Source organism: Microcoleus sp. w1-18aA5 (assembly GCF_036701705.1).
Lineage (GTDB): Bacteria > Cyanobacteriota > Cyanobacteriia > Cyanobacteriales > Microcoleaceae > Microcoleus.
In genome coordinates this window covers 1-15,476 of sequence record NZ_JAUPTE010000116.1, presented here as the reverse complement: position 1 = coordinate 15,476, position 15,476 = coordinate 1, and the positions used below count along the sequence as shown (strand labels likewise).

The following is a 15,476-nucleotide window of genomic DNA, read 5'->3' as shown; positions in this document are numbered from 1 at the left end:
AAACTTATCTCGTCAAGGCGATCTCGAATTCACTCATTTTTCGCAATGCTGTTTTCTGACTTTTTCAGCAAGCCCTATTTAGTCACAGATTGTGCCGTCAGGCATCATGGCCTCTCTCAGATTCGCTTCATTCAAATTTGTCCCGCGCAAAGAAGCTTGATGCAAGTTTGCTCCCCGGAGATTTGCTCCCTTAAGGGAAACTCCGCTCAAATCTGCTTGATGGAGATTTGCACAGCTCAAGTTAGCTCCGCTCAAATCGGCTCCCTTCAAATCAGCTTTTTCCAGATTTGCTTCCGTCAAATTAGCCCAACTCAGATTTGCTTGAGTTAGGTTAGCACGGCTGAGGTCAGCTTGTGTTAAGTTCGCATCCGTTAAATTTGCTTTGCTCAGGTTGATTCCGCAAAGCTTTACTTCTGTCAAGTTTGCACCTTGCAAGTTAGCGTTAACTGCATAAACTTGAATTAAAATTGCCCCCTGAAGGTTTGCATCTCTCATGTCTGCACCCCTGAGACTCGCCCCCGTTAAATCGGCCCCGCTGAAGACGACACTCCGCAAGATGGCTCCGCTCAAGTTCGCTCCCACCGCCTCGCATTCGCCAAAATTAGCGGACATGAGGTTGCCTTGGGAGAGGTTGGCTTGACTGATATCTGCTTGATACAGATTAGCTCTGTAGAGGGTGAGACCGATCGAATTTGCACCTTTTAAATTAGCGTGACTCAGGTCAATATCGCGCAAATTTGTCCTTGACATATGGACACCGCTCAGGTCTACTTTGTGAAAAACCCGTTCTCCGGCTGTATACCGTCTGAGAAGTTCATCTGCATCCATGTCATTTTCCCCAAAATAATTAATAATACCTTTGATATTTCAATAATATTAGGATTGACATCCACCCAGGCGTAAACGCACGGGGATTCCCAAACCTCACGATTCAGGTTTCTGCTTCTGTCCCTTACGGGGTTTCGCACCAGCCTTAACAGATTTACTCTGTTCAGGTCTTACAGTCGCTCCACAGACTGACACGGCAAGCCCTGCCGCCAAAATATTTTTTGCCGCATTAATATCTCGGTCATGGTGAGTGTGGCAATTAGGACAATCCCATTCCCGGATATTCAACGGCATCTTGTTAACGGTGTGTCCGCAATTACCACACCGTTTTGAACTCGGAAACCATCGGTTAATCTTAATTAAAGTACGACCGTACCAATCGCACTTGTATTCTAGTTGTCTGACTAATTCCCCCCAACTTGCATCACTTATAGAAGCGGCTAGTTTCCGGTTTTTAACCATATTCTTCAAAGCTAAGTCTTCTACGGCGATGGTTTGGTTTTCACGCACCAACCGCGTTGTTAACTTGTGAAGATTATCTTTCCTTGCATCAGTAATTTCTTGATGCACTTTCGCTACTTTGAGTCGTGCTTTATGACGGTTGTTTGACCCTTTTTGTTTGCGACTTAAAGATTTTTGCGCTTTTCTAAGATTGCGATACTTTGCCTTGAGTCCTTTGGGATTGGCAATCTTTTCGCCAGTGCTTAGAGTGAGCCAGCTTTTAACTCCCAGGTCGATACCGACTTGATTATCTGTTCTGGTTAATGCTTCAATTTCAACCTCTACCAGCAGAGAAACTGACCACCTACCTGATGGTGCCAGCTTTACGCTTAAGCTTGAGCTTGATGGTGTTGCACCATCAGGTAGTGTCCGGCTCCAGCGAATTGGTAAAGCTTGTGTGCTTTTTGCTAGGTAGACTTGTCCATCTCTGAACTTGAATGCTGACTTGGTAAATTCTGCACTACCACCGTTGCGTTTCTTTTTGAAGTTAGGATATTGTGCCCGCCCATCAAAAAAGTTGGTATAAGCCGTTTGTAAATGTCTCAAGCATTGCTGCAGTGGCACGCAGCTCACTTTGTTCAGAAAATCTAGTTCTTCAGTTTTCTTCCATTCGGTTAACATGGAAGAAGTCTCAGCATAGCCTACCCGTTTGTGTTCTGCGTACCAAGCTTCCGTTCTTGTGGCTAAAGCACGGTTGTAGACCAAACGAACACAACCCAAAGTACGTCGCAACAAACTTTCTTGTTCCGGCGTTGGGTAGAATCGATAGCTGAAGGCTTTTAATGTCATGCTGACCTTAAGTACGCTATTTCACATACTAGCACGTCTTGTGTGAAATGGTATATATTAACAAAAATTCATGTAAAGCCGTCCTATAAGGACGGGGTTTCAGACCCATTTTTTTGATGAGCGACCTTTACGTTTCTTGGCCTGATTACCATCGGAAAATTGAGGATTTGGCTGTAAAAATTGAGGAATCTCAATGGAAATTTGATCGAATTGTCTGTCTGGCGAGGGGAGGGCTGCGAGTTGGGGATACTCTGTCGCGGATTTTCGGCAAACCTCTGGCCATTTTAGCTGCCTCGTCCTATGGTGGGGCCGAGGGAAATGTCCGGGGTGCGATCGAGTTTGCCCGCGATTTGACAATGGTGGGCGATAATTTGGGCAGCCGCATTCTCCTGGTTGACGATTTGGTGGATTCGGGAATTAGTTTGCACCAAGGTATCGCTTGGCTGAAGAACCGCTACGGGGAAGATATTCAGGAAATTCGGACTGCTGTGCTTTGGTACAAGGCTTGTTCTGTTGCCAAGCCGGATTATTATGTAGATTATTTGGCTGACAATCCTTGGATTCACCAACCTTTTGAAATGTACGAAAAGATGAGTGCGGCTGATTTGGCTGCGAAAGTGGGGAGTTAGTAAAACCCGCTCTCAACGGAGTCTTTGATTTGTAGTTGTTCTTTAGCCCAAGCTCGAAATGCTCTGATTGTCGGGCTTCTGCCTTGGGTGTTGGCGCGATCGACATATTCGGGAATTACATTAATAATGGGAAATTCGGGGAAATTTTGGCTGGTATCGGACTCAGTATATTTTCCCTCTTGAAGCAGATAAATTTTAAGGGTTCGCCCGTCATATCTCCAAAGTTCCGGCACTTTCAAAGCTTGATAGCTGTTTAAAGCGGTTTGTGAGGAGTTGTCAATCTCGATCGCTAAATCCGGAGGCGGGTCTACTGTTAAATCTATTCGATCCTTGCCTCTGACAGCAGCTTGGTTCTGAATGTAGAAACAATCGTCAGGTTCTACACCGCTCTGCATATCTTGGCTTTTGAAAGTAGTGGAACCTAAAACTTCACAATCAATATTAAGTTCTTCCAGCATTAACTTAACGAAGTCGCCAATCAATGACTTAGCTTTTTCATGTTTGGGTAGTGGCATTCTGATTTCCAATGTTTCTTTGTAATAAGTAAGTCGAATGGCGTAACCTTCTCCTAACTCGTCTAGGATAGACGAGTACATTTCCCAGCTAACGTTTTGTAACTGCACTTTATTGCCGGGGGGGACAATTAATTGATTCAGTTCAAATACTGTTGATTTAGTTTCAGTTTGCATCGGTTGCTTCTAGGAATGGGACTCATAGCTCTATTTTATCAAGGGATTGAAGAATGAGATGGCAAAACTTTGATTTGGCTTTAGCTGATATCTTGCACTTTTTGGTATAGTCCGCCAGGGGTTAAAAACCCCTGTCTCATAGAAGACAGTCCTCTGAAAGAGGACTAGATATTTATCAAGGTTGGGCAGTCGGTTTCAACTGAGATGTTGTAGCATTGTCAGCAGCAGGCAAGATGCTTGTTCCACAAGAAATTCATTCTTTGTGGAACGGGCATCTTGCCCGTTCATAAAAGCCTTATTGAAAATGGTGCAATATCTCAATTTCAACCGACTTTAGCTATGAGACGGGGAATTAATTCCCGGCGAGCTTGTGGGTAAGTGCAAGTCGGCTGATACAATTAGCGAACCGAAAGAATACGATCGCCCAATTCCATACTATCTGCCAAAACTTCCTGCCGCGCCCACCGATCCGCCGCCAAAATATCGTCTAAACCAGGACTTTCACAGTTATCGGTTTGATGTTTGTCGCACGCCTTCTCAATCAGCTTCGGAATATCCAAAAACTGAATCTTCTCCTGCAAAAATAGCGCTACCGCCTGTTCATTTGCCGCATTCAGCACCGCAGGCATCGAACCGCCCGCACGTCCCGCCGCATAAGCCAACTGCATACAAGGATACTTTTCGTGGTCGGGTTCTCGGAAAGTTAAATCCCCAGCTTTTACCAAATCCAGCCGTTCCCAATCTGTATGAATTCGTTCCGGCCAAGACAAAGCGTAAAGCAGCGGCAAACGCATATCTGGCCACCCCAATTGCGCCAAAACCGAGGTATCTTGCAGCTCAATTAACGAGTGAATTATGCTCTGAGGATGGATGACAATATCAATGTCGTCATAATCCATCCCGAACAAGTAATGAGCCTCAATTACTTCTAATCCTTTATTCATCAAAGTAGCAGAATCGATCGTGATTTTCTGCCCCATCGACCAATTCGGATGTTTCAAAGCATCGGCTACTGTTACTTCTGCTAATTTGTCGATCGGCAAATCTCGAAAAGAACCGCCCGAAGCAGTGAGAATAATTCGTCGCAGCCCGCCAACCATAACACCTTGGAGGCACTGAAAAATTGCCGAATGTTCCGAGTCAGCAGGTAATATTTTAACGCCGTATTTTTCGATTAAGGGGTTGACAACGGGGCCCCCTGCGATTAATGTTTCTTTATTGGCTAAGGCGATATCTTTGCCTGCTTTGATAGCCGCAATTGTTGGCAGCAAACCGGCACAGCCAACTATGCCGGTGACGACGGCTTGAGCGTCGCCGTATTGGGCAACTTCGACAACGCCTGACTCGCCCGCAAGTAAAATAGGTTGAGGGTCGAGATCTGCGATCGCATCCTTCAATTCCTGTAATTTATCTTCGTCGCAAACCGCGACAATTTCCGGTCTAAACTGGCGAATTTGCTGGGCCAGCAAGGTTACATTTCGTCCGGCGGTTAACCCGACAATCCGAAATTGATCGGGGTATTGAGCTACAATATCCAGAGTCTGAGTGCCGATCGAGCCTGTGGAACCGAGAAGAGTTATTGCTTTCACAATTTTTTAATGTTTTGTGGATTATTCTAATATTACGATTGCGGGGATAAAAATTAGTGGTTAACTATTGCGTGGAAAGCACATTCGATGGAATCATATTTTGAGTGACCGAAAGCATCCAGGATACAAGCCCCCGGACTCATTCCGAAAGCAGACTCAGGACCCAGAAATAAAAAACCTGTATCCGATAAAGGAGCCCCCGAATTTATCCGTGGGGTCAATGCTTCAATCTAAAATCTAAAATCTAAAATCTAAAATCGATTGACCACCTAGTGCCAGATTTCATGCAGAATAGGGAAAATGTTGCTGATGACCGTGAGGACATCAGTGTCTCGATCGCCGAAAATAGAGACGAAGGTCGATCGCAGCTACCGTCGAGTTTGGTTTGGGCGATCGCGACTGCTGCGGCAATTTTCTTTTTGTGTAGCAGTTTACGCCACGCTTTATTCCAATCAACTGCTTTCGATTTGGGAATTTTTGACCAAGCAATTTACTTAATCAGCCAAAACCAAACGCCTTTTTCTTCTTTAATGGGGATTCATATTTTGGGCGATCACGCAGCGGTAATCTATTATCCGCTAGCTTTGCTGTACAAAATTTACCCAGATGTGCATTGGCTGCTGTTGGTACAAGCAGTTGCATTATCCCTAGGCGCTTGGCCTAGCTGGAGTTTAGCGCGTTTCGCAGGTTTAAATCAAGAACAATCCCGTGCGATCGCATTGATTTATTTGCTCTATCCGGTGGTATTTAACATCAATTTATTTGATTTTCACCCGGAAGTAATCGCTTTACCCGCACTTTTGGCAGCAATTTTGGCGGCGCGTTTAAATAAAATTGTGTGGTTTTGTACCGCGATTCTGTTAGTTCTCAGTTGCAAAGCGGTTTTGTCCCTAACCGTTGTTGCTATTGGCTTCTGGCTGTTTTTTTGCGAAAAAAAGCAACGGTACGGGGCGATCGCACTTTTGCTAGGTGCAGCTTGGTTTTTGATAGCTACCCAGACAATCATCCCCTTCTTTAGCGGCAGCGAAGTCGCTGGAGTCGGGCGCTACGGCTATTTAGGGAAATCTGTACTAGAAATTATCATCAATCTCATATTAAAACCACAGTTAGTATTAGGAAAAATCCTTTCCTTCGATACATTCAAATATTTATTTCTCCTCACCTTACCTGTGATTTGGCTGCTATTGCCATTTTCAGGGAAACTACGCCTACAATATTTAACAGCGCTAATTCCTGCCATCCCTACCCTGCTGATCAATATCCTCTCTGACTTGTCATTTCAACGCAGCTTAGCCTATCAGTATTCAGTGCCTATAATTCCATTTTTATTTTTAGCAGTAATCGCGAAGGAAGAAACAAGGAATAGGGAAGAAATAAAAGGCAACCAGGAAGAGGATAAAGCAAATAAGCAACATTTTTTAACATGGGTCAATCTGCCACCAATTAAAAACTTCCGAATTTCTCAACTTTGGCGGGGAATTCAATTGCCGAGAATCATGATAATTTGGTCATTACTAATTTTCCTAGGTGTGGGCGAATATAAAGATTTTTATCTGTACCTAAATAGACTAGATACCTGGCAAGCTACACGCGAAGCAGCCACACAAGTTCAATCCCAAAGCAGCATTTTAACCGATAATAGACTTGCCCCTCACTTCGCCCACCGCCCAATAGTAAAATTGCTGTCACAAATTTCGCCCCAAACAAATTTAGCTGAATTTCAATACATATTATTAAACCTGCGCCATCCCTGGCCTGATACTGAAAAACTTGGTGCTACTTTAGCAAATAAACTTAAAACTTCTCCCGATTTTAAATTAAATTATCAAAAAAACGAAGTCCTGCTATTTAAACGAAGGGCTGATTAAACCAATAAAATGCTAACTTTAAAATCCCTAAAATCTCATCCAGTATTTTTAATGATTGTCGTGACGACGATAGTCTTATTTACCGCCAGCAGCGCGCGGCACGCTTTGTTTCAGTCAACTGCATTCGACTTAGCAATTTTTGACCAAGCAATTTATTTAATAGCCCAAAATCAAACGCCATTTTCCTCTTTAATGGCAATAAATATTTGGGGGGATCACGCCGCTTTTATTTTCTATCCACTAGCTTTACTGTACAAAATATATCCAGATGTTCACTGGCTTTTTTTAGTGCAAGCTGTTTCCCTAGCTTTAGGCGCTTGGCCGAGTTGGAGTTTGGCACGTCAAGCGGAATTAAACGAAGGGAAAGCAATTGCAATTTCAGCCATATATCTGCTTTATCCTGCAGTATTTAATGTCAACCTCTTCGACTTCCACCCAGAAGTCATTGCTTTACCAGCACTGCTAGGAGCAATCTTAGCCGCGAGGATGAATAAAACCTTGTGGTTTTGTGCTGCTATTGTATTAGTTTTGAGCTGCAAAGCCGTGCTATCTTTAACTGTGGCTGCGATGGGTTTTTGGCTGTTTTGTTTTGACAAAAAACGCAATTGTGGGCTCATAGCTCTCTTTCTAGGGGCGGGTTGGTTTCTGGTAGTTACTCAGGCAGTTATACCGTATTTTAATCAGGGAAGAGAACACGCGGGAATCGGGCGATATCAATATTTGGGAAACTCGGTTTTGGAAATTGCTATTAATTTAATAGTCAAGCCCAATCTAGTTTTAGGGCGTTTGTTTTCTTTAGATACTTTTGGATATTTAGCGTTATTGGTATTACCTGTAATTTGGTGGTTGTCCCCGCGTCATCTGTCATCTTTAATTAGTGCTGTGCCGATGTTGGCGATGAATATTCTTTCCGATATCCCCGCTCAGCGCGATTTAATTCATCAATATTCTGTGCCGATATTGCCGTTTTTTTTGGTTGCCGTAATTTCCAGTTTAGCAGCTAGCAATCAGCAAAAGGGAAAAACAATATTTGATAGATTGCCACTTGCTAATTATCCATTGCCTAGAGTCATTGTAATTTGGTCGTTGATTGCTTTCTTAGCTTTAGCGAAATACGGCTATTTTTGGAGTATTTATTTAAATGGGCTCGACACTTTGCCAGCTACGAGAGAAGCAATTTCTCTTGTTGAAACCAAAGGCAGTGTTTTAACAACTGCTCAGATTGCTCCGCACTTAGCGCACCGCCCTGTAGTCAAATTAACTCTGGCTAACGCACCGCCGGCAAATCTCGCAGAATTTGATTATGTATTGCTGAATTTGCGCTACCCTGGCTGGATGAGCGATAAAGCTTTTGTGGAAAACCTCATAACTAAACTAAAAAACACCCCTCAATTTCAACTAAAATATCAGCGAGACGACATATATCTATTTACTAAGAGTCCTTAGTCAGCAGTCATTAGTCATTAGTCAGTAGTCAGTAGTCATCACTCATCATTCAACAGTCATTCCCAATGCCCAATGCCCAATGCCCAATGCCCAATGCCCAATGCCCTCTACTCCTCCACTTTCAAAGCCCTTCTTGCCAACTTCACGTAAGTTTTCACAGTTTCATAAGGCATTTCTAAATCAGCAGCAATATCAAACAAAGATTCCCCCAATTCCCGGCGCGCCAAAATCGTCGCCCAAGTTTCCGCAATCTCAGCAGCGCGACTTCCACCTTTACGCTTTCTCAGTGCCATAAACTTCTTGGTCAATTCCTCTATTCGTGCCCCCAAGACGCTTTGTATTGACACTTCAGGTAGCGCTTCTGTCAACCATTGTGCTCGCGTTTGTCCCAATCCAAAAGTTGTTTTGTGGCCCGTGCCGCAATAAGGCGCTAACCGCCCCAAAGCATAAAATAATTGTACAAAATCAGGGCGATTGTGAGCCGATCGCCCTAGCCCAAATTCCACAGCCCCAGTGAATCCCGTTACCATGCCTTTTTTGCCCGCTGCTACCTTTTGCGACTCCAATTTGTGGCGGCTAATAATTGCATTTTCCTCAATCCAACTCAAAAATTCTGCTTGGTCAAAATTTACCCCAGAAAAGTTATTCCAGCGACGCAAATAGCTGTGAAAAACATTTTCGGGAACTGGCAAAGGGAAGTGATAGCCTTTGCTACGAAAGCTTGTAGGAGTCACGAAACTAAGTTTGATGGTTGGCGAAAATGGAGTTTCTGCTGTTAATAATTGCTCGTAAGTGGTGGGTGTAGAAACAATATCCCAAGAGCGAATTAGCAGCGGAGCATTTCGCAAATCTATCTCTTGAGGCAAATTTTGTAGCCACTGACTCAGCCACTGCACTACTGGCTTGGAAAGTCCTGTTACGTACCAGCGATAAATTCGATCGCCCAAAAGCTGAAATTCTTTGCCACCGGGGAGCAAATCACCTTCCAATCCCGAAATAGTAAAGGCTTTTTCTGACTGTTCATCGTGCAAAAGTTTCGATAAATTCGGGTCAGTTTGCTGTACTTGACCTAAAAACCAAGCGTGCAAACCTATAGCATACTGCGCGTACAGATAGCTAGCAGCGCGGGGGGTCAACTCTAACACTAATCCGACTAACTCGGTGTTATCCGGCCAAATCAGCCCAGAAGGAGGAGATTTTTTGCTGTGGGTGCGGTTCGGGGAAGTTGCCATCAGATGCCATGCCTATAGCCGTCACAGAAAGAGCGCCGTGCTATCTTATCCGATTTTAATCCCCTTTGGGGGATGATAGTTGAGGGCGATCGATCGCCCAAATCTTTTGGCTGCTCCAAAAACCTGGTCTGCAGCCAGTTTCGCGCACCCTCCGGGATAGAGAAAAACCACTAAAAAACCAACAACCTAAAACTCAATCTTTGTCAAGGTTTTTCTCCTTGTAAGTAAACAGAAATATACAAGTGTTTAAAATCACATTCTGCGCTACAATTGTCAAAAGCTCGTAGCATCCTCAACTCCGATCCTAAACTATGAACACAACAGAAAAATCTAAACTCTCCAACGAAAAAACTTTGGAGGCGATGAAGAATTTCTCCGAAACCTATGCCAAGCGCACGGGAACTTTCTTTTGTTCTGAACCTTCCGTCACTGCTGTCGTGATAGAAGGACTAGCAAAACACAAGGATGAACTAGGCGCTCCCTTATGCCCTTGTCGCCATTACGAAGATAAAGAAGCCGAAGTAAAAGCCGCCTACTGGAACTGTCCCTGCATTCCCATGCGCGAGCGCAAAGAGTGTCACTGTATGTTATTCCTGACGCCAGATAACGATTTCGCTGGAACTAATCAGGAAATAGGAATGGATCAGATTCAAGCTGTCAGAGATACTATGTAATCGGTTAAGTAGGCGGTCGTGAAATGGCAGTAGTTTTGAAAATAATTCGGAAATTTTCCTATTTTTAAGACTTAGCTATTAAAAAACAATCGATCGCCGCCTACTCAAACATATATCCGCTATCGAAAATCCCCAATCTCCAATCGAATGACAGAGGAAATCCCGATCGAGTTTTGGCAAGGTATTGAACAGTTTAACAGCCAAGAATTTTACGCTTGTCACGATACTTTAGAGGCTTTGTGGATGGAAGCCTGCGAGCCGGAAAAAAGGTTTTATCAGGGAATATTGCAAATTGCGGTCGCGCTTTATCACTTAGGAAATCAAAACTGGCGCGGTGCAGTCATATTGCTGGGAGAAGGAATAAATCGGCTCAGTTATTATCAGCCTAGTTATGCTGGAATTGCTGTTGAAGACTTGCTCGGACAAAGTGCTAAACTTTTGAGCGCTTTGCAACAAGCTGGTCCGGAAGAAGTAGCTAAATTTCAACCGTTGTTCGCAGGTACAGAAGTTGCAGGCTTGCAATTGCCGCTAATTATCAAAGTACCAAAAAGTTAAATAAATGTTTGTATTAGGGTGCAGTATACTTAGCCTCTACACAGAGGAGGGCTGGCTGCCCAAGCAGATTAATTGACTGTGGAACGAGTATCTTGCCGGTTTCTGGGTAAGAGAGTTGCAGCCACTCAGCAAAATAGCCAATTAAATTCGCTGTTGTCTTGCTAGGATAATTGGTTGAGACTATCGGGTCAATCGATCGACCTCACGGGAATCTTTCTGGCCGTTAAGATAAAATATCTAACTGGATATAATGCCCTTCAGTAATTTCACAAATATTGAGGCTCCAAGCTTATGATGCCCTCCGCTAAACTGCTCAATTCCCGCATATTCAAAGGATTATCGCTGCTGTTGCCCCTGACTCTGGCAGGCGCGATCGCCTCTCCCACCTACCCGCAAGCCGGGCCGCCCCGCACTCTCAGCGTGCGATCGGACATTCAAGAAGCCGACTCCAAAACCGGCATCGTGACTGCCCGCGGCAACGTCCAAATCAACTATCCAGCCCGCCAAATACAAGCAACCGCAGCTCAAGCTCAATATTTCAGCCGCGAGCGCCGGATCATTCTCAGCGGAGATGTTTACGTATTGCAGCAGGGCAACAGCCTACGCGGCGAAACCATAACATACCTGATCGACGAAGGGCGGTTTATTGCCCTGCCAGACAACCCAGGACAGGTAGAATCAGTCTATCTGGTTGCCCCGGAACAAGATGCGGCAGCCCAAAATACAGTTGGCTCCCCACGTCCAACTTCAGCCCCCCGGTAACAGTGGCTTGCAGCAGCGAAATTTCGCCTCAGCCAAAACATACTACTTGGGATAGATGCGAAATTTCGTCTTTATAAAACTCACAAACTTGAAAAGGTAAAATTTAAATTAGAGACTCGATCGCACAAAGCCGCAGTCTGAAATTTAGCTTGTAGAGGTTGCCGGGAGCGAAAATGAAAATTGTACTCGAAAATATTCACAAATCCTACGGAAAACGCAATGTAGTTAGTCGCGTCAACCTGTCGGTAGCCCAAGGAGAAATCGTAGGACTGCTTGGCCCCAATGGTGCCGGCAAAACCACAACATTTTACATAGCAACCGGATTAGAAAAACCCAATCAAGGAACTGTTTGGCTAAACGATTTAGACATCACTAAATTGGCGATGCACCAGCGAGCGCATTTGGGAATTGGCTATCTCGCTCAAGAAGCAAGCATTTTCCGAAACATGAGCGTGCGGGACAACATTTTGTTAGTTTTAGAACAAACTCAAGTGCCACGCTGGGAATGGCGCGAGCGAGTCGATTTCCTATTGCAAGAATTTCGCTTAGAAAAAATAGCATCTAGTTTGGGAATTCAAATATCGGGGGGAGAAAGGCGGCGGACTGAACTGGCCAGAGCATTAGCCGCTGGGCGAGACGGCCCGATGTTCCTATTTTTAGACGAACCGTTTGCAGGCGTCGATCCGATCGCCGTAGACGAAATTCAAACCATTATTGCTAAATTGCGCGATCGTAAAATCGGCATCCTCATCACCGATCACAACGTCCGAGAAACCCTCGAAATTACCGATCGAGCCTACATCATGCGAGACGGCCAAATTTTAGCCTCCGGGGCTGAAGAAGAACTCTACAGTAATCCTTTAGTGCGTCAGTATTACTTAGGCGACAACTTCGTGCGATAGTCTTTTGAAGGCATTCCCCATTGCCATAATTTTAGATTTGAGATGTTAGATTGAGGAGCAAACTGCAAAAAGCCCAAACTATGAAAATAGCAATATCCAATTCTTTGAATCCCATCAACTGGCTGCCGAGAATTTCAGTAATGGACTGGTACATTACCAAAGAACTAATCGGGCCATTTCTCTTTGGCGTCGGACTCTTTACATCCGTCGCCGTCACAGTTGGAGCTTTATTTGAATTAGTCCGCAGAGTAGCAGAATCCGGCCTCCCCTACAGCGCAGCCATAGAAATTTTTCTCCTGCAAATTCCCTACTTCGTAGTATTGGCTTTCCCCATGTCAATGCTGCTAGCAACCTTAATGGCCTACAGCCGAATGTCCAGCGACAGCGAACTTATCGCCCTTCGCAGTTGCGGAGTTAGCGTTTACCGATTAATACTGCCTGCTGTGATCATGAGTTTAATTGTTGCAGGCTTAACTTTTGGTTTGCAAGAGTTAGTTGTACCCGCCGCCAGCTACAGAGCAACTCTGACTTTAGACAGAGCCCTCAAGCGAGAAAAACCGACATTTCAAGATAGAAATATTATCTACACAGAATTTCGCAAACCCGAAAAAGGCGGCGACGAAATCCTCGCCCGCTTTTTTTATGCAGAACAATTTGACGGCCAGCAAATGAAAGGTTTAACAATTATCGATCGCTCCACCCCAGGCCTCAATCAAATCGTTTCTTCAGAATCAGCTACTTGGAATCCCTCAGAAAATACCTGGGATTTTTTCAACGGAACCGCTTATATAGTAGCTCCTGATGGCTCTTACCGCAATATAGTTAGGTTTCAACACCAGCAGTTGCAACTGCCCCGCACACCCTTAGATTTAGCGGCTAGAGCGCGGGATTTCAAGGAAATGAACATTGCCCAAGCCTTAGAGCGTTTGGATATCCTTAAAAACAGTGGCGACGAACCGCAAATTCGCAAATTAAAGGTGCGAATTCAAGAAAAATATGCTTTTCCTTTCGTGTGCATGGTATTTGGTTTAGTGGGAGCAGCTTTGGGAACTCAACCGCGTCGCTCCGGTCGAGGAACGAGTTTTGGTATTAGCGTAGTTGTGATTTTTACTTACTACGTATTTTCTTTCATCACCAGTTCTATGGGTGTGAAAGCTGTTTTGACTCCGATTCTTTCGGCTTGGTTGCCTATCGTGTTTGGCTTGGGAATCGGGGGATTGTTGTTGGTGCGGGCTGCCGCTCGGTAAGTTTTACCGCTAACATTGGGAAATGGGTAATTCGGAACTTTTACTGCAATTCGACTGCCTTCGGCTCCCTTCCCTTCGACTACGCTGAGGAAAAACGAATTCGAGGGGCAGGAACAGCGTAGCCTAAGTATTGGGAATTGATAATATATTTTTCGTGGCAGAACTTCCTTCTTTTAAGGATTAGAAAAAGTATTGATTTCGCCACCACCAATGTAGCGTCCCGGAGCCAGGGAGCGGGGTGTAGAAAAAGTTTGAGGTTGAATGGGCTGCACGCCCTGATTTGCGTTTTGGGGAACAAATCCAAAGTTAGGCTGCTGCGGCAAATTAAGCTGACTCGGTGGAGGTGTTTGAAATTGAGAATTCGCTGAATTGGGAGAGAATTGAGGGCTAATTATCTTACTTCCCCCAATCACATTCGGAAAGGGAGATTGAGCGGCATTTGGAAGTAGAGGTGTTGGCGAAGGTATGGCTACTGGAAGTGCCACAGGTTGAACTTCAGGTGCGAAGCCTGAGCCAGATAAATTAGTTTGGTAGGGATTTTTCGGCAAAGCCACCGTTGCAGCCCCTGCATTAATTTCGGGAAGGCTCGGTACTCGGGAAGTTAACCCCGCTAATGATTCAGGGACTGTCGCTGTCGGTTTTAAGAATTCTTGAGATTCCTTGCTCACAGTATTTGTCGGAGCCACAAGTGGGAGAAGTGCTGTGGGAACATTCACTGGATTGGCTCCACTTTGAGCTGTAGCTGTCGTTGGGAGCAAATTTGTGGCATTTCCTGCCGCCGGATCGGAAGCTGGTCGATCGAGCAATTTAGCCGAGTCTGCTGTTTTTTCAGCCGAAGCCGCCGTTGGCGAAGTGTTAGCAACGACGTATTTTTTCATAGCTGCTTGCAGCGGACTCAAAGGCAGAGAATTTTCGTTTTGTTTATCTGAATTAGCATCACTCGACGCCTGCGATAAAGTTGCTGTCGCTGTACCCCCAGACTCAGGCTTGATCGTTTTTATCCCGGAAGTCAGTCTCCCACTGCCAGATAAACTCAACGCTGATGTTGCGTTTGAACTTGGCAAGGTGGAATTTTGGGGGTTATTGTTTCCGGCCTCGACAGCAGAATTGGCTAAATTTGACAAGGAGAAAAATCCGCTGCTTCCTACCCGCTTGGGGGCTAAAGATGGCTGAGGAGTTTCTAAGTCCCGATCTCGAAGTTCCTCGAATAAACCTTTGCTTTTTACTACTGATGAATTTAACAAGTTCAGTTCAGAAGCAGTAGAGCCATTAAACTGATTGACTAGCACTGGTGAGCTGTCGATTTCAGCCGCAATGGCGGTATCTTCAGCAGATAGTCCCGATAGCGAAGCTGGAGTGTTTGAGGCTGGTTCTTCTTCGCCATCTATACTCAACCTTTCTGGATTTACAGAGACCTCCCAGATAAATAACCCCCCCGCACACAGCACGGCTAAGGGAGCCCAAACGGCGGGTTGCGTCCAGTGGCGCAACCGCGCTATTAGATAGCGGACAGATGTAGGAAATCGCTTAAAAATTGACATAGTTTTGCTTCCTTCCGAGCGTGCGGATTTAAAACTATTTTTCCTAGTCTACCACATCAATCTTGATTATTTTTGCTATGCGGGGGTAAGTGCGATCGGGCTCATCTCGGTTTGGCTTTTACTGTCGGTGTGCGATCGTCCGGCTCGCTATAGCGCGTCGCGTGAGAACCCCGGTCTTTTAAGCCGGGGATGAAACGCAGTTGTAGCCTTCAGGCTACGAGTGT

Annotated in this window: 14 protein-coding genes; 8 read left to right on the top strand and 6 right to left on the bottom strand. The window is 45.0% G+C overall.

Translation table 11 applies throughout. From position 1 onward, the window contains the following. Positions 1–78: 78 nt before the first annotated feature. Entirely contained in the window at positions 79–828 is a 750-nt protein-coding gene (locus Q5691_RS26100; RefSeq protein ID WP_333215916.1) for a pentapeptide repeat-containing protein, read from the bottom strand. 96 nt (positions 829–924) lie between these two features. After that, a complete protein-coding gene (locus Q5691_RS26095; protein ID WP_333347985.1) occupies positions 925–2,118 on the bottom strand; it encodes an RNA-guided endonuclease TnpB family protein in 1,194 nt (397 codons plus the stop codon). A 116-nt stretch (positions 2,119–2,234) separates the two neighbouring features. Between Q5691_RS26095 and Q5691_RS26090 the strand changes: the two genes are divergently transcribed. After that, positions 2,235–2,747, top strand: a complete 513-nt coding sequence (locus Q5691_RS26090; RefSeq protein WP_333347982.1) for a phosphoribosyltransferase family protein — start codon at positions 2,235–2,237, stop codon at positions 2,745–2,747. On the opposite strand, the gene Q5691_RS26085 is transcribed toward Q5691_RS26090, so the two are convergent. Together Q5691_RS26085 and dxr are read right to left on the bottom strand one after the other, a co-directional pair. Continuing rightward, positions 2,744–3,436 carry a Uma2 family endonuclease gene (locus Q5691_RS26085; RefSeq protein ID WP_333215910.1) on the bottom strand — a complete coding sequence of 231 codons (693 nt, stop codon included), beginning with the start codon at positions 3,434–3,436 and terminating at the stop codon, positions 2,744–2,746. The genes Q5691_RS26090 and Q5691_RS26085 overlap by 4 nt on opposite strands. A gap of 398 nt (positions 3,437–3,834) precedes the next feature. Further along, positions 3,835–5,025: a 1-deoxy-D-xylulose-5-phosphate reductoisomerase gene (dxr, locus tag Q5691_RS26080; RefSeq protein WP_333231426.1), complete on the bottom strand. Its 1,191-nt coding sequence runs from the start codon at positions 5,023–5,025 to the stop codon at positions 3,835–3,837. Positions 5,026–5,309: 284 nt separating this feature from the next. On the opposite strand from dxr, the gene Q5691_RS26075 reads away from it, so the two are divergent. Then, positions 5,310–6,893: a DUF2079 domain-containing protein gene (locus Q5691_RS26075; protein ID WP_333347979.1), complete on the top strand. Its 1,584-nt coding sequence runs from the start codon at positions 5,310–5,312 to the stop codon at positions 6,891–6,893. 9 nt (positions 6,894–6,902) lie between these two features. Next, entirely contained in the window at positions 6,903–8,339 is a 1,437-nt protein-coding gene (locus Q5691_RS26070; protein ID WP_333347976.1) for a DUF2079 domain-containing protein, read from the top strand. A gap of 107 nt (positions 8,340–8,446) precedes the next feature. Here Q5691_RS26070 and cas6 read toward each other — a convergent pair whose 3' ends face one another. Continuing rightward, entirely contained in the window at positions 8,447–9,571 is a 1,125-nt protein-coding gene (gene cas6, locus Q5691_RS26065) for a CRISPR-associated endoribonuclease Cas6 (protein WP_333215902.1), read from the bottom strand. A 311-nt stretch (positions 9,572–9,882) separates the two neighbouring features. Between cas6 and Q5691_RS26060 the strand changes: the two genes are divergently transcribed. The 5 genes from Q5691_RS26060 (at position 9,883) to Q5691_RS26040 (ending at position 13,711) form a co-directional block, all read left to right on the top strand. Beyond that, positions 9,883–10,245 carry a ferredoxin thioredoxin reductase catalytic beta subunit gene (locus Q5691_RS26060; RefSeq protein WP_333104114.1) on the top strand — a complete coding sequence of 121 codons (363 nt, stop codon included), beginning with the start codon at positions 9,883–9,885 and terminating at the stop codon, positions 10,243–10,245. A gap of 147 nt (positions 10,246–10,392) precedes the next feature. Next, positions 10,393–10,800: a DUF309 domain-containing protein gene (locus tag Q5691_RS26055; RefSeq protein ID WP_333215900.1), complete on the top strand. Its 408-nt coding sequence runs from the start codon at positions 10,393–10,395 to the stop codon at positions 10,798–10,800. Positions 10,801–11,091: 291 nt separating this feature from the next. After that, positions 11,092–11,562 carry an LptA/OstA family protein gene (locus Q5691_RS26050; RefSeq protein ID WP_333231432.1) on the top strand — a complete coding sequence of 157 codons (471 nt, stop codon included), beginning with the start codon at positions 11,092–11,094 and terminating at the stop codon, positions 11,560–11,562. 173 nt (positions 11,563–11,735) lie between these two features. Next, positions 11,736–12,464 carry an LPS export ABC transporter ATP-binding protein gene (lptB, locus tag Q5691_RS26045; protein WP_333034782.1) on the top strand — a complete coding sequence of 243 codons (729 nt, stop codon included), beginning with the start codon at positions 11,736–11,738 and terminating at the stop codon, positions 12,462–12,464. Positions 12,465–12,544: 80 nt separating this feature from the next. Beyond that, on the top strand, positions 12,545–13,711 hold the full coding sequence (locus Q5691_RS26040) for an LptF/LptG family permease (RefSeq protein ID WP_333215896.1): 1,167 nt from the start codon (positions 12,545–12,547) through the stop codon (positions 13,709–13,711). A gap of 173 nt (positions 13,712–13,884) precedes the next feature. Here Q5691_RS26040 and Q5691_RS26035 read toward each other — a convergent pair whose 3' ends face one another. Next, positions 13,885–15,252 (bottom strand): hypothetical protein, encoded by a 1,368-nt coding sequence (locus tag Q5691_RS26035; protein ID WP_333311952.1) that lies wholly within the window; start codon positions 15,250–15,252, stop codon positions 13,885–13,887. Positions 15,253–15,476: the final 224 nt, after the last annotated feature.

Excerpts from the sequence above, each read along its gene's own strand:
- Q5691_RS26100 (WP_333215916.1), bottom strand. The coding sequence starts at position 828 with ATGGATGCAGATGAACTTCTCAGACGGTATACAGCCGGAGAACGGGTT.
- Q5691_RS26095 (WP_333347985.1), bottom strand. The coding sequence starts at position 2,118 with ATGACATTAAAAGCCTTCAGCTATCGATTCTACCCAACGCCGGAACAA.
- Q5691_RS26090 (WP_333347982.1), top strand. The coding sequence starts at position 2,235 with ATGAGCGACCTTTACGTTTCTTGGCCTGATTACCATCGGAAAATTGAG.
- Q5691_RS26085 (WP_333215910.1), bottom strand. The coding sequence starts at position 3,436 with ATGCAAACTGAAACTAAATCAACAGTATTTGAACTGAATCAATTAATT.
- Q5691_RS26075 (WP_333347979.1), top strand. The coding sequence starts at position 5,310 with ATGCAGAATAGGGAAAATGTTGCTGATGACCGTGAGGACATCAGTGTC.
- Q5691_RS26070 (WP_333347976.1), top strand. The coding sequence starts at position 6,903 with ATGCTAACTTTAAAATCCCTAAAATCTCATCCAGTATTTTTAATGATT.
- cas6 (WP_333215902.1), bottom strand. The coding sequence starts at position 9,571 with ATGGCAACTTCCCCGAACCGCACCCACAGCAAAAAATCTCCTCCTTCT.
- Q5691_RS26060 (WP_333104114.1), top strand. The coding sequence starts at position 9,883 with ATGAACACAACAGAAAAATCTAAACTCTCCAACGAAAAAACTTTGGAG.
- Q5691_RS26055 (WP_333215900.1), top strand. The coding sequence starts at position 10,393 with ATGACAGAGGAAATCCCGATCGAGTTTTGGCAAGGTATTGAACAGTTT.
- Q5691_RS26050 (WP_333231432.1), top strand. The coding sequence starts at position 11,092 with ATGATGCCCTCCGCTAAACTGCTCAATTCCCGCATATTCAAAGGATTA.
- lptB (WP_333034782.1), top strand. The coding sequence starts at position 11,736 with ATGAAAATTGTACTCGAAAATATTCACAAATCCTACGGAAAACGCAAT.
- Q5691_RS26040 (WP_333215896.1), top strand. The coding sequence starts at position 12,545 with ATGAAAATAGCAATATCCAATTCTTTGAATCCCATCAACTGGCTGCCG.
- Q5691_RS26035 (WP_333311952.1), bottom strand. The coding sequence starts at position 15,252 with ATGTCAATTTTTAAGCGATTTCCTACATCTGTCCGCTATCTAATAGCG.